The sequence below is a fragment of the Shouchella rhizosphaerae genome, from assembly GCF_036700015.1.
Classification (GTDB): Bacteria; Bacillota; Bacilli; order Bacillales; family Bacillaceae_D; genus Shouchella; species Shouchella rhizosphaerae.
The window spans coordinates 3706684-3720127 of the sequence record NZ_CP144921.1 but is presented as its reverse complement, the minus strand read 5'-3'; the positions used below and the strand labels follow the sequence as shown (position 1 = coordinate 3720127).

Below are 13444 nucleotides of genomic sequence, written 5' to 3'. Positions count from 1 at the left end.
AAAAAAGCAAGGACTTTGCTTCCTTGCTTAACGTTCATAACGTCGACCTGCTGATCGATTGATCTTGTCGTTGACATTAGAGCTCGTATTAAATAAAGTTCGAACAACGCAAAAAAGCAAAGCACTTGGTCATCAACGCCATTCTCCGTGCTTTGCCTGCTTATAAGCTTCTGTATTCTATCTTCTTGTTCCGTTAGAAGAGACAAAAAGCTAGACTCTATGGAATTTTTTGCTCACAAGACAACGAAAGCCCTTCCTCTCGATCGTCCTTGCGGCTCCGAGGCCGCGCCAGTTTGAATTGCATGTACAAAAAGTCTTTTCCCTGCGCCTGAAAGGGGGCGGCGTAAGTAGTAATAGACGGGAGGCATCAACTCCCGCAGGCAGAAAAAAGTAGCCTAGCCTTATATAAATAGTTATTATAACGAAAAAGACACCACAATGCAAGTTGAAATGTTTTGCATTTCCGCTAAAAATGCGTCAAAATAGAAAAAGAAGCGATTACTTTTTAATGATGAGGTGAAGCAATGTCGACCAATATGCGATTTGAAAAATCAGATACTGGGGTAGGAGTCATCACACTTGCCCGTGAAAAAGCGTTGAATTCACTGTCTTATGACATGGTGAGTGGCATGTTGGCACAATTGCAACAATGGAAACAGGATGATGAGGTTGCGCTCGTTCTTCTTGAAGGGGCGGGGAGCAAAGCTTTTTGTGCTGGCGGAGATATTAAAGCGCTTTATAGCGCCCGGGACAGCAAAAACGGCCTGGAGGAAGCCAAACATTTTTTTGCCCATGAATACGAACTTGATCTGCTCGTTGCCACCTATCCGAAACCGATTGTCGCCCTTCTTGACGGCATTGTGATGGGCGGAGGCGTTGGCCTTAGTTACGGTGCAAGTCACCGCATTGTCACAGATACAACGAAGTGGTCTATGCCTGAAATGAACATTAGCTTCTTTCCCGATGTAGGGGCCTGTTATTTTCTAAGCCTTGCTCCTGGGTACACAGGGCGCTATGCAGCGTTGACTGCTGCAATGCTAACTGGAGAAGATGCGATTTTCCTAGGGTGCGCCGACTATTACACGAAAAAAGAAACGATGGAACCTCTTCGCAGTCAATTGCTAAACACCGACTGGACCAATAGCGAACAAGATCTGAATCAAGCACTGCACCTTTTTTTACAGTCGTTCATTGCAGAACCGCCAAAAAGCGAATTGGCGATGCTGCAACCGAAAATCGACCAACATTTTTCCCATAAAACGGTTGAAGCGATTATCGCTTCACTTGAAGAAGCAAAAGGGGATCCATTTGCCCAAGATTGCGCCACCATATTGCGCAGCAAATCGCCTTTATCATTAAAAGTGACACTTGCCCACTTAAAACAATCAAAGACGTCTACTCTTGAAGAAACGTATGAAACCGATAAGCGTCTCGCTTTGCGCTTTTTACGTTCCGATGATTTTTATGAAGGCGTTCGGTCTGTATTAATCGATAAAACGCGCATGCCCAATTATCAATATAAAACAATCGAAGAGGTACCTGATGAATTAGCGCTTTCCTTTTTCCGTGAACTGTGAAGTCGCTTCCATCACTCAGACTGATAGAAAATGCTTCTCTGATGCCGTACAGTTAGCTATGTTTTTTAACTTGGCACAGGCTGTTCCAACACATTTGAGAAGCAACGAACGATTTGCCTACAGTCTGAGCCACCTGCCTTTTGCGGGTGGCTCTAAAAGTAGACACTGGTTTTTAAGCGATAACAACGTTCCCTTTATTAATTGAACCAGCGTTCGGTAACGACTTTTTTCCTTGTATAAAATTGGATGCCGTCACGTCCATTCGTGCCAAGATCGCCAAAAAACGATGCTTTATTACCGGCAAATGAAAAGAATGCCATTGGAGCAGGCACATTCACATTGATGCCAACCATCCCGGCATCGATTGCATTTCGAAAGTGTTGTGCCGCCTTGCCGCTTGATGTGTAAATAACGGCCCCGTTCGCAAAGCGAGATCGGTTCGTTAAAGCAATTGCCTCTTCTAAATCTCGCACACGGACAATGCTGAGCACTGGGGCAAACAATTCTTCTTGCCAGATCGTCATCTCTGGTGTCACGTGGTCGAACAAAGTTGCGCCAAGGTAATAGCCCGCTTCCTCACTCGTTGCGTTGCGTCCGTCAACCAACAGTTCTGCCCCTTGCTCTACTCCTTGTTCAATGTATTTAACAACTTTGTCTTTATGGCTTTGGCGAATGAGCGGGCCGACAAAATGTTCATCGTTTTTGCCGTTGCCGACTGTCAATTTCTTCGTCTCTGCCGTTAGTTTTTCAATAAAGGCATCCGCTACTTCTTCAACGACGGCGACCACGGAACAAGCCATACACCGTTCGCCACTCGATGCAAAGGCGGCGCCGATGACCCCTTGGACCGTCTTATCTAGTTCACAATCAGCTAAAACGACAGCGTGGTTTTTTGCGCCTGCAAGGGCCTGAACTCGTTTGCCATTTGCTGTACCTGTTTCATATACATAGCGAGCCACTGGCTCAGAGCCGACAAACGAAATCGCTTCAACGTCAGGGTGGTTTAACAAGCCATTAACCACTGCTTTGCCGCCATTCACTAAATTCAACACACCTCTAGGCAAACCGACTTCATGCATAAGCGAGACAAGTTGTTCAGCTAAAAGCGGTGTCCGTTCAGAGGTTTTAAGAACAAATGTATTCCCTGCTGCAATCGCAAGTGGAAACATCCATAACGGGACCATCATTGGAAAATTAAACGGCGTAATGCCAGCAACAACCCCTAAAGGATAGCGCCAAATCGAACCGTCAATCCCGCTGGCAATATCGGGAAGAGCGTCGCCCATCATCATTGTCGGTGTCGACGTAGCTAGCTCCACACACTCAATGCCACGTTGGACTTCCCCTCTAGCATCTTTGATCGTCTTGCCGTTTTCTAGCGTAATCAGCTGCGCCAATTGCTCCCTATTTTTCTTTAGTTGCTCCAAATACGCAAACATGTACCGAGTACGCTCGGGAACAGGAACTGTTTTCCATGTTTCATAGGCACGCTTTGCGCTCGCCACCGCCTGCTCCACATCACGTTCGCCTGAAAGCGGCACGTAAGCAATAGCTTCTCCCGTCGCCGGGTTTGGTACGACTTCCGTATCAGCCGTAGATGCTTCGACCCAAGCGCCGTCAATCCAGTTTTTCACCGTTTTCACTTTCGTAGTTGTCATCGTTTAGCCACTCCTTCCGCTTTAAAGGAAATTGTCTGTTCCCCAATCCGTTCAAACAGCACGGCCATGTCCTTTTCTCCAAGTCCTGCTCGCTCAGCGTCGGCATACAGTTCAACTAAAGCTTCACTAATCGGCAATTTCACGCCACGCTCTTTTGCAAGATCCATCGCAAAACGCAAATCTTTATTAAGCAACTTTAAAGCGAATCCAGGTTCATAATTGCCTGTTGCCATAAACGACTTGTAGTTTCGCTCATAAATGCGGCTCTGGCCATAACTAACATTTAGGACATTAAACAAAAAATCCAAGTTTAAGTCGCTCTTTTTGGCAAGTGCCAATGCTTCTGCGACACCGGCCGTATAAAAGCCAATCAACAAATTATTAATCAACTTTGCATTGATGCCGCTGTCATAACTTTCACTAATATGAAAGACATGGCTTCCTAGTGTCATTAAATGATCGGATACTGACTCAAGCAGTTTTTTTGGACCGCCCACCATGAACGTCAAGGTACGGTTTTCCGCTCCAACGACACCGCCACTAACAGGAGCAGCCAAAAACGATAACCCTTTTTCTTCTGCCGCTTGCCCAATCCGCATTACAAGCTCTGGGGCGACTGTGCTCGTGTCGACAAATAGAATGCTTGAAGGGGCAGAAGCGAATACACCCTTCTCTCCTAAATACACATTTTCAACCGCTTCCGAAGAAGGGAGGCTTGTAAAGATGAGCTCGCTTGCCAGCACGATGTCTGCCAAATCACGGGCCCGCTTTCCCCCAGCCTGTTCAAACGCTAAAAGCGAAGTTTCATTGATGTCATAACCAACTACTTCATATCCAGACTCAAGCAAATTTTTCGACATTGGCATGCCCATATTGCCTAAACCGATGAACCCGACTTTCACGACATCTCCCCCTCTGGTGATTTTGTCGACTTTAGCATAAGCTCAAGAGCCTGCCAAGCAGGCTCTCACATTTATAGACAAACGCTCGCATCGATTCGTTCATATACTTTGAAACGATCATTTCTGTAAGCACACCCGTGTTATTTGTATTTAACAGACAAGCGTTTTCTACCAACCCGTATGACTTTGCAACGTATTACTGGTCGCTTGTTAAAATCGTTTTGGCGACAGACGCATCCAACGCTTCAAATTCATCATATGAAATGGTTTCGTATAATTCGCTGCGCTTTTGCATGTCAGCCAAACTCGCTTTTTGCGTACCATTCTCCATAATATCAGTAAACACACGTTCATATGCTTTGGCCGCTACGCGAAGCGATGTGACGGGATAAATGACCATCGCAAACCCCATCTGTTCAAATTCCTCTGCTTTGTAATAAGGCGTTTTGCCAAACTCCGTCATATTCGCAAGCAAAGGCGCTTCGACTGCTTCGGCAAAGGCACGGAACTCTTCTTCACCTTGCAACGCTTCTGGGAAAATGCCATCAGCGCCGGCATCGAGATAAAGCTTGGCGCGGTCAATTGCTGACTGAAGCCCTTCCACGCCCCTTGCATCGGTCCGGGCAATGATGACAAGCGACGGAGCCGCTTTTTTCAAAGCAGCAATTTTTTGCGCCATCTCTTCAGCCTGAATCAGTTTTTTTCCGTTCAAATGGCCACATTTTTTCGGCAAGTCTTGGTCTTCCATCTGTACAGCCGCAACCCCAGCTTCAACCATTTCCACCCCTGTTCGAGCAACGTTCATCACACCGCCAAATCCAGTATCGATATCGACTAAAAGCGGCAGGTTTGTAGCCCGGACTATTTCCCGGGCTCGGACAGCCACTTCGTTTGAATAGACAATTCCAAGATCAGGCAATCCTAAACTCGCCGTATAAGCAGCTCCTGACAAATAAAGGCTAGTAAAGCCCGTTTGTTTTGCGATTAAGCCAGCCATAGCATCATGTGCACCTGGAATTTGTAAGATTCCCTTTTCCGTCATCTGTTTGTAAAAAGACGTTGCTAGTTCTTGTTGTGAGCGCGGTTCGTCTACAATCCAAGGCATTGCAATCCCTCCTCTCTTTCTATAAGGCAAGCAAGTCTGTAAAAGCTGGTACTGACATGTTGCCTAAGTCTTTGTTTGTACAAGCCTCAAGGATTGCTTTTTCTTGTTTTTGCGGATAATGGCTAGCGATATTTGCTGCGAATTTCTCCTGAATAGCAGGAACAGCTTCTTCGCGGCGGAAACGATGGCCAAGTGGATATTCGATTGTTACTTGGTCCGTTTTCGTACCGTCCTTAAAAAAGACTTGCACAGCATTGGCAATCGACCGTTTTTCTGGATCTAAGTAGTCTATTGAAAACTGTTTGTTTTCCGTAACCACCATCAAATCGCGAAGTTGGTCCACACGGGGATCTTGGGCCATCTCATCTTCATAGTCATCTGCGACAATTGCACCCTTTAACAGGCCAATTGCTGTAATGTATTGCAAACAATGATCCCGATCAGCAGGATTGTACAGCGGCCCTTTTTTGTCAATGATGCGGATCGCCGATTCATGGGTATGGATTTCAATACGGTCGATCTCATCCAGACGGTCACGGACTGACTCATGTAACGTGACTGCCGCTTCAGCTGCCGTTTGCGCGTGGAATTCAGCTGGATAAGACACTTTAAATAACACATTTTCCATGACATATGAGTCCAGCTTACGGGCGAGCACGACTTCCTTCTTATTAAAAAGCACGTCTTGGAAACCCCATCCAGGAGCAGACAGCGCCGTTTTATAGCCCATCTCGCCTGTTAAAGCTGTCATTGCCAAAAAGACGCCTCGGCTTGTCGCGTCGCCAGCCGCCCATGATTTCCGCGAGCCTGTGTTCGGAGCGTGGCGGTATGTGCGCAACGAGGAATTGTCAATCCAGGCATGGGAAACGGCGTTTACGACTTCTTCTTTTGTACCACCAAGCATCCCGGCAACCACAGCGGTAGTCGCTACTTTAACGAGGAGCACATGGTCGAGGCCAACTCGGTTAAAGCTGTTTTCTAATGCAAGCACGCCTTGGATTTCATGGGCTTTTACCATCGCGATTAACACATCATGGATCGTTAGAGGCGCTTTGCCTTCTGCTATGTTTTTTCTGCTTATATAGTCGGCCGTCGCTAAAATGCCGCCAAGGTTATCCGATGGGTGCCCCCACTCAGCTGCAAGCCACGTATCGTTGTAATCAAGCCACCGTATCATCGTACCAATATTAAAAGCGCCCCGAACCGGGTCTAAAACATGGGATGTGCCAGGAACTTTAACCCCATTTGGAACAATCGTCCCCGGCACAACCGGGCCGAGCATTTTCACGCATTCCGGATAGCGGAGGGCCAGAATGCCGCAGCCAATCGTATCAACAAGGACGTGCGCCGCGGTTTCCAGCGCCTCCTCGCTTGTAATCTCCTTTTTTAGCACATACTCAGCAATTTCCTCTAAAAGCAAGTCTGTTTTTCTTGTATCCGTTTTCAAGTCCATGCAAAAAACCTCCGTTGTCCCTTCATTTCTGTACAGATGTATAACGTGGCCCTGTATACTTAACCCGAGGCCTAAATAGCTTGTTGTTTCGATGTTGCTCGATTACGTGGGCACTTAGCCCGGCTGTCCGGGACGAAAAGAAAATCGGGGTATACAAGCTGATTGGGATGCCTAACATCCAGTATACCGGGGCAGCATAATAGTCTAAATTAGGATAAAGCCCCTTCTCTTTAGCCATAAGAGCCTCTCCCGCCTCGCACATTTGCAGGAGTCTGTCATCTCCAGCAGCTTGTGAAAGTTCAGCAAGCGCTTCTTTCATAATAAGAGCCCGAGGGTCGATTTTTTTCATATACACTCGGTGGCCAAATCCCATTATTTTTTCTTTTTTCTTTAACTTATTCGATAGAAGTGTTTCAAACTCTTCAGGTGAGTTTGCATCAAGGAGCATATACATAACTGCTTCATTGGCGCCGCCGTGCAAATGCCCTTTCAAAGAAGCGACTGCCCCCGTTAAGGCGCCGTACATATCTGAAAGCGTGGAGGCAATGACTCGCGCTGCAAAAGTGGAGTTAGGCATTTCATGCTCAGAATAGAGCAACAGCGATTGGTCGAACACACGCTCTTCTAATTCACTTGGCACATTTCCTGTAATCATGTATAAGAAATTGGCGCTATAGGAAAGGGAATCTTTTGGCGTTAACACTTGTTTCTTCTCAAGGATGCGGTAACTGTTAGCAACAACCGCCGGCAGCTTGGCCAGTAATTCATAGGCTCGTTCACGGTTTGCCTCTTCACTGCGGTCATCTAGCCGTGTATCAAAACCCCCTAGCACAGAAACGCCCGTCCGCAGTGCATCCATTGGGTGTGTCGATGCAGGTAGCCGTTTTAAAACGTCCAAAACAGCTTCAGGCAAGTCATACGAACCGCTTAAACGTTCTGCTAATGCTAGCCGTTCTTGTTCCGACGGCAATTCACCCTTTAACAATAAGTGGACAATATCCAAATAGCCATTTGTTTTTGATAATTGAATCAAGTCGTAACCGTGGATGATGATTTGTCCTTGTTCCGTGTCGAGAAAAGATAAATCGGTTTCTGCCGCAATCACTCCGTCCAAACCTGGATGATACGTTTGTTCAACTTGCATGCGATCCCTCCTTTTTCTTTTTCCGAGTAAAACGATAAGTCTAATTAAATAAAGCGCTTACATAATTCGACGAAACTCACCTCCAACTGCCGTCTACGACTTCGATGTGTTCATCCGTCTACTTAAATGTAACATACTCTAAATTCACTCGGCAATAATCATTTACTTTTTGCTGCGATTCTGGAAACAACCTTCTACCCACAAAGATTGTTGTTCGCTCATGGCACGCGTTTCTCTATTTTCTATTAGGAAGTATGCACACCTATTTCAAAAAAGGAAGGGATTAACATCCAAGGAGTATCGTAAGATGTATGTTTAGGCGGGTCCGATTAACTGCTCTGAAAAAGATAGGCACAGCGGTCGATCCCAGTTTCAGCTTTCGGATGGCTTCCTCCATAGAGACGGCCGTTCGGTCGGGCATGGGGATAGCGCAATACCAACGGGTTTTTCGTTCGATAAAGGTCGCCAGGCAGCCTTTGCTTTTCCCATGACCCGATATGACCGTATCCAGTTCCCAATGACCGAAGGTCTCTCGTTTTCGGATCTCTTCTCTGCTTGATGGATGTCCAGACGGTGAAGCGCCCACGGTTTTCATAGGGTTTCTGATTTTACCGATGCTCAGCAAATGGAATGGGGAATACTTTTATTTTGTTTATTTCACTCACTCCTAATAATATCTATACTTTATTTAATTATACTTCTCTATCCCTCGCTGCTCTGCCAGCAATAAATTTACCATATCACTATAGCTATTCAAACCGTCTGACTGATTATTCGCCTTCAGATATAAGTCATTTACATTTCTTGAAATACTTGAAATAACACCCTCATACTTATCCCGGTACTGCTCATTTTGTTCTATATCATGCTGCACCGCCTTGGACAGACTGGACATTATATCAGACGCCTTATCTGGATCAACCTTTTTTAGCTCAGATATAGAATAATCAAATGCTAGAAAAAAACCACTATAAAGCATCATTGGATCGTCCTGCTGCTTACATGCCAGATAAGCTATAAAATTTGCCTCATCCTCATGCATGAAACCACTCTGATGTGCCAATTCATGTGCCATAGTAGCAGGCGCCAAGAAAACTGGCACATTAACATTGATATTGGATTCAAAAGTAAAAGGGACAAAAATACCATGTATCCCTGCATGCGACATTAGTTTTGACATCACAACTGGTTTTGGTGTTGAATATAAAGAATGCTCCAAAATAGGATATTTCTTTGATAACATTTGCATCGAGAACACTGCTTGTTGTGCATAGTAATCAAAAACCTCTGGTACTTGAACCAAAAGATCAGTATCCGCTAACTTTTCCCTTGCCAATTCCATTTCAACGGCAAGCGACTTACTCAATTTGACCAGTTCCTCCTTGCTGTAGTTTTCTTCTTTATTATATTCGGTATAAGACAAAAAAGAATATCTGTGATAGTTTATTCCACCCAAAATAGTATAACAAAAATATATCACGCTACAGATCGTAACTATTCCTAAAGTACCACGATAAACTACCATCCTACGTACACCTTTACTCATGATAACCTTGCGCACATAATAAACTATATAAAATAGCAAAAGGAACACAACCAACACTACGAGCCATTCACTAACAGAAAATTTGACCCAAGAAGGTACAAATCCTACTGTTTTTGACAATAACGGATATACAGACTTACTGTATTTTTCCGCCCAATCCTGATGGTTCTGCGCGTATTTTGTCAGTATATAAGCTATAACTCCAAGTGAGATCCACGGCAATCTCTTAAGTAAAAGCTTTTTCATATTTAACACAATGATCACTCCAATAAGAGTTTGTTTTTCTAATTACACTATGCCCACTCATTAATATATCTGTGATAGAAGTTTTCGTATAATGTTCCGCGCTACCAATATATAACCATTCACATACTTAGTTTCGTCTAGTAAATGATTTATCACTCATTTAATAGCAGAACTGTAATTCCAGGACAAAACCAGCTCCTATGTAATTTACACCGTTAGCTTTTGCTCCTGACTCAATAATAAACCATTGGAAGCATCAATAATATCAGTAAGTGAAATAATTAGTGATAGCAGATTTTCGTATACCATTTTTGCATTTTCTGCTTGTTCGCCTTTGCCCTCTCAAAAATTTCTTTTTCGATATTAAAACTCTTAACAACTTGATTACCAGATAATTTATCTTTAATAAAAGATACATAACTTTTTCGTATATGCTTTTCGAAAATGGTTTATTGATGGATCATGTACATAGTTCAGAGGCGGGACCGCCACGAGCACTCATCTGAATAATTGCAATATAACATTTCTCCCCTATGTCCGGAAATTATTTTCTTGACGGACAAAGAAGCATTCTCTGCCCCGTTCCTTCTATTCTAATGATTTCAATAATTAATTTTTTCCCATAACTTCAAAACTGTCTTAATTGATTTAATAGAATCTTCACCAAGTTCAAAGAAACGGGCTTCTATTCCAAAACCGGTGATATTCCTAATATTTCTTCAAATACTATAGATAAACAACTTTTGTACCAATCGCCGTAGCGCGACCGCCACCTCGCTCCTGTTTTTCCATTTATCCAATCCCCTTATTATTGCATTCATGGCATTCCACACTTCCATTGTTGCTGCAAAACGCCTGTTTTTGTAAACTAATGAAAAAAGCAATGAGACCCATTGCTTGGAAAAGAGATGGTTGGATGCGACTCGAAGAGGACTTATTGATTGCAACGCTAAGCGATGAAGGGACCATTCGTGGTGCTTCACGCAAGTTATACATATCCCAGCCCGCTCTCAGCCAGCGGCTTAAGCAAATTGAACAACGCTTTGGCGAGCCGCTGTTTATCCGCACCCATAAATCACTGATTCCAACGCCAGTCGGGGAAGAAGTGATTGCCTTTGCCAAACGCCGTGTTCAGGAGGAAAAACAACTACAAGACCGTCTTAGCAAGTTGACAGGAACCGTACGCGGTACGCTTTCACTAGGGATCTCATCTGTCATTGCCCAATACGTATTGCCAAAGCCGTTGCGTGCTTATGTGAACGCTTATCCCGATGTCAAAATCGATTTGCATACCGGCCTTAGTTCTGCTATTTATCAAAACAGGCATTATACGCACCTTTCGATTATCCGCGGCGATGTCGATGATAAAGAAGGGCTTACGCTGCTATTTTCTGAACGGCTTTACTATGTCCGCCGCGCCGATACCGAAAAACCGACTGTGTTCATTTCTTTTCAAAGCGACGATGCCTTTCAATCGCTCATTGAAGAATGGCTGTATGCGGAGGCTGCCCACTCGCCCTTGCAAACGATCACCGTTGACCAAATTGAAACATGCAAACAATTAATGGCAAATGGCATTGGCGCTGCCATCCTTCCAGAGGTAGCTGTCCGCGACTTGAACGGAAACGACTATATACGTGTGCCATTGGACATAAACGGCAAAGAAAAGATGCGTAGCACTTGGCTACATTGCCCAGAAAGCCACCGGTCCCTTCCACAAGTAAGTGCGTTTTTAACGTTTTTACAAGAGGCACTGCCGCCATCTCCTCTTAAAACAACGTCTAATTAGGCCATGATTTTTATTTTGTATGACCGTTTCTTAGAAAGAGAACGGTCGTGGCGTGAAGTAAAGCCCTGTCATCACGACAGGGCTTTCTGCTGTACACTTATTCTTCCCAAACTTTCACTTCTAGCATCACATCGCCTTGTTTAATGCGGTACACACTGTCTAGTCCTTCAACAACTTGCCCGAACACTGTGTGGACACCATCAAGATGGGGTTGAGGCTCATGGACGATAAAGAATTGGCTGCCACCTGTGTCTCGGCCGGCGTGTGCCATTGAAAGCGCGCCTGGGACGTGTTTATGTGGGTTGCCTTCTGTCTCGCATTTTATCGTATAGCCTGGACCACCTGTTCCATTTCCATTCGGGTCTCCCCCTTGGGCCACAAATCCAGGGATGACACGGTGGAATGTAAGACCATTATAAAACCCTTTATTGGCCAGTGTTTCGAAATTTTCTACAGTACCAGGCGCGGCGTCCTCATAAAATTCGATGACAATCTTTTCACCGTTTTCAAATTCAATGCTTCCTTTTTTCATCCAAAAACCCTCACTCTCAACTATGAAGTAGCGGCAAGCGCTTGTTCCATTGTACACAAATCTCCAGTAATTCTCAAACGTCACTCGTTTCTTTTACGTTCGCTTGATAAGCAAGATCGAGCTTGGTTAAATCCTCATAACTCTCCCGTTGAATCACTAGTTGATCTGCCCCGTCTTCTGCAAACACTACAGCCGGGCGCGGAATGCGATTGTAATTATTTGCCATTGAGTATCCATACGCACCAGTACAGAACATCGCCAGGACGTCGCCATGCTGCACCTCTGGCAGAGGCATATCCCAAACAAGCATATCGCCGCTTTCACAACATTTTCCGGCTACAGAAAATGTTTCTTCTGCTTTGTCATGGGCGCGGTTGGCAAGCAACCCTTCGTATTTCGCATCGTACAAAGCTGGGCGCAAGTTATCGCTCATTCCCCCATCTACAGATAGATAGCGCCGGACATTGGGAATATCTTTCGTTGACCCAATTGTATACAGCGTTGTAGCTGCATCTCCGACAAGGGAACGCCCAGGCTCAATCCAAATTTCTGGGATCGCTAAACCTAAACGGTCAGCATGTTTTTTTGTTTCCTTTACAATTTCTCGAATGTACGTTTCAGGCTCTAGCGGCTTGTCTCCCTCTACGTAACGAATGCCGAAGCCACCTCCGAAATTGAGCACACGCGGGACAAAATCGAATTCTTCTTGCCAAGCTTGAAGCTGGTTAAAGACTTTTTCAATTGCAAGCACAAAACCTTCTGTTTCAAAAATTTGCGAACCGATATGGCTATGGACGCCAAGCAAATCAATGAATTTGCTGCGTTCAGCAATCTGCGCGGCCTTGTCCGCCTGCCCGCTAGCAATGTCAAATCCGAACTTTGAGTCTTCTTGCCCTGTTGCGATAAATTCATGGGTATGGGCTTCAACCCCTGGAGTTAAACGGAGCAAAACTGAAACTGTTTGCTCCATGTTTGCGGCGAGTTCCTCAAGCAATTCTAGCTCGTAAAAATTGTCCGCGACGATACAGCCGATTCCTGCTTTAATGGCCATTTCTAATTCTCCTCGGCTTTTGTTGTTGCCGTGGAAATGGATCTTTCCTGGCTCGACGCCTGCTTTTAGGGCGGTATACAGCTCGCCACCTGAAACAACGTCAATGCTTAAGTCAAGCGAGGCAGCTAGTTGGTACATGGCAATGCAGCTAAAAGCCTTGCTCGCATAGGCCACTTGATAGGAAACCCCTTCTGCCTCAAATGCTTGTTTAAAAGCGCGGGCTCGTTCTTTTATGAGGGCTGTGTCATAAACAAACAAGGGCGTATCGTATTTTTTTGCTAAATCCACTGTATCGACGCCGCCAATTTCCAAATGGCCAGCTTCGTTAATCGTCATTGTCCCGTGTAAATACATGGCTCCACTCCCTTGTATCCCTTTAAAAAAAGCAACTTCGGCCAAAAAGGCTAAGCTGCTTTTTCGCGTTTTTCCATTAGTGTATCA

The 13444-nt window shown here is 44.9% G+C and carries 10 protein-coding genes and 1 pseudogene; 2 read left to right on the top strand and 9 right to left on the bottom strand.

Going from position 1 to position 13444, the window contains the following annotated elements:
• Positions 1 to 524: 524 nt before the first annotated feature.
• The gene (locus V5G21_RS18505; RefSeq protein WP_050748969.1) at positions 525 to 1577 is read left to right on the top strand and encodes an enoyl-CoA hydratase/isomerase family protein; all 1053 of its coding nucleotides are present in this window, start codon (positions 525 to 527) and stop codon (positions 1575 to 1577) included.
• A gap of 197 nt (positions 1578 to 1774) precedes the next feature.
• Here the strand turns inward: V5G21_RS18505 and V5G21_RS18500 are convergent, their stop codons facing one another.
• The 7 genes and pseudogenes from V5G21_RS18500 to V5G21_RS18470 all read right to left on the bottom strand — a co-directional run bounded on the left by V5G21_RS18500 (position 1775) and on the right by V5G21_RS18470 (position 9631).
• Complete coding sequence (locus tag V5G21_RS18500) at positions 1775 to 3235, bottom strand: CoA-acylating methylmalonate-semialdehyde dehydrogenase (protein ID WP_011246652.1); 1461 nt, start codon at positions 3233 to 3235, stop codon at positions 1775 to 1777.
• Positions 3232 to 4107, bottom strand: coding sequence for an NAD(P)-dependent oxidoreductase (locus tag V5G21_RS18495; RefSeq protein WP_035204247.1), 876 nt, complete (start codon positions 4105 to 4107; stop codon positions 3232 to 3234). The genes V5G21_RS18500 and V5G21_RS18495 overlap by 4 nt, the downstream gene beginning before the upstream one ends.
• Positions 4108 to 4333: 226 nt before the next feature.
• Positions 4334 to 5242, bottom strand: coding sequence for a methylisocitrate lyase (prpB, locus tag V5G21_RS18490; protein WP_011246650.1), 909 nt, complete (start codon positions 5240 to 5242; stop codon positions 4334 to 4336).
• Between the two features lie 19 nt (positions 5243 to 5261).
• The gene (locus tag V5G21_RS18485; protein WP_011246649.1) at positions 5262 to 6695 is read right to left on the bottom strand and encodes a bifunctional 2-methylcitrate dehydratase/aconitate hydratase; all 1434 of its coding nucleotides are present in this window, start codon (positions 6693 to 6695) and stop codon (positions 5262 to 5264) included.
• A gap of 22 nt (positions 6696 to 6717) precedes the next feature.
• Positions 6718 to 7839 (bottom strand): citrate synthase, encoded by a 1122-nt coding sequence (gene mmgD / locus V5G21_RS18480; protein ID WP_011246648.1) that lies wholly within the window; start codon positions 7837 to 7839, stop codon positions 6718 to 6720.
• Positions 7840 to 8212: 373 nt separating this feature from the next.
• Positions 8213 to 8444 (bottom strand): annotated as a pseudogene (locus V5G21_RS18475) (IS30 family transposase); the annotation flags it as partial.
• 83 nt (positions 8445 to 8527) lie between these two features.
• The gene (locus tag V5G21_RS18470) at positions 8528 to 9631 is read right to left on the bottom strand and encodes a DUF3810 domain-containing protein (protein WP_063609389.1); all 1104 of its coding nucleotides are present in this window, start codon (positions 9629 to 9631) and stop codon (positions 8528 to 8530) included.
• 916 nt (positions 9632 to 10547) lie between these two features.
• On the opposite strand from V5G21_RS18470, the gene V5G21_RS18465 reads away from it, so the two are divergent.
• Positions 10548 to 11420: a LysR family transcriptional regulator gene (locus V5G21_RS18465; protein WP_063609352.1), complete on the top strand. Its 873-nt coding sequence runs from the start codon at positions 10548 to 10550 to the stop codon at positions 11418 to 11420.
• A 97-nt stretch (positions 11421 to 11517) separates the two neighbouring features.
• On the opposite strand, the gene V5G21_RS18460 is transcribed toward V5G21_RS18465, so the two are convergent.
• Positions 11518 to 11952 (bottom strand): peptidylprolyl isomerase, encoded by a 435-nt coding sequence (locus tag V5G21_RS18460; RefSeq protein ID WP_011246645.1) that lies wholly within the window; start codon positions 11950 to 11952, stop codon positions 11518 to 11520.
• A 73-nt stretch (positions 11953 to 12025) separates the two neighbouring features.
• On the bottom strand, positions 12026 to 13357 hold the full coding sequence (gene lysA, locus V5G21_RS18455) for a diaminopimelate decarboxylase (RefSeq protein ID WP_095254704.1): 1332 nt from the start codon (positions 13355 to 13357) through the stop codon (positions 12026 to 12028).
• Positions 13358 to 13444: the final 87 nt, after the last annotated feature.

Coding starts and splice junctions, on each gene's coding strand:
- V5G21_RS18505 (WP_050748969.1), top strand. CDS start 525: ATGTCGACCAATATGCGATTTGAAAAATCAGATACTGGGGTAGGAGTC.
- V5G21_RS18500 (WP_011246652.1), bottom strand. CDS start 3,235: ATGACAACTACGAAAGTGAAAACGGTGAAAAACTGGATTGACGGCGCT.
- V5G21_RS18495 (WP_035204247.1), bottom strand. CDS start 4,107: ATGGGCATGCCAATGTCGAAAAATTTGCTTGAGTCTGGATATGAAGTA.
- prpB (WP_011246650.1), bottom strand. CDS start 5,242: ATGCCTTGGATTGTAGACGAACCGCGCTCACAACAAGAACTAGCAACG.
- V5G21_RS18485 (WP_011246649.1), bottom strand. CDS start 6,695: ATGGACTTGAAAACGGATACAAGAAAAACAGACTTGCTTTTAGAGGAA.
- mmgD (WP_011246648.1), bottom strand. CDS start 7,839: ATGCAAGTTGAACAAACGTATCATCCAGGTTTGGACGGAGTGATTGCG.
- V5G21_RS18470 (WP_063609389.1), bottom strand. CDS start 9,631: ATGAAAAAGCTTTTACTTAAGAGATTGCCGTGGATCTCACTTGGAGTT.
- V5G21_RS18465 (WP_063609352.1), top strand. CDS start 10,548: ATGCGACTCGAAGAGGACTTATTGATTGCAACGCTAAGCGATGAAGGG.
- V5G21_RS18460 (WP_011246645.1), bottom strand. CDS start 11,952: ATGAAAAAAGGAAGCATTGAATTTGAAAACGGTGAAAAGATTGTCATC.
- lysA (WP_095254704.1), bottom strand. CDS start 13,357: ATGTATTTACACGGGACAATGACGATTAACGAAGCTGGCCATTTGGAA.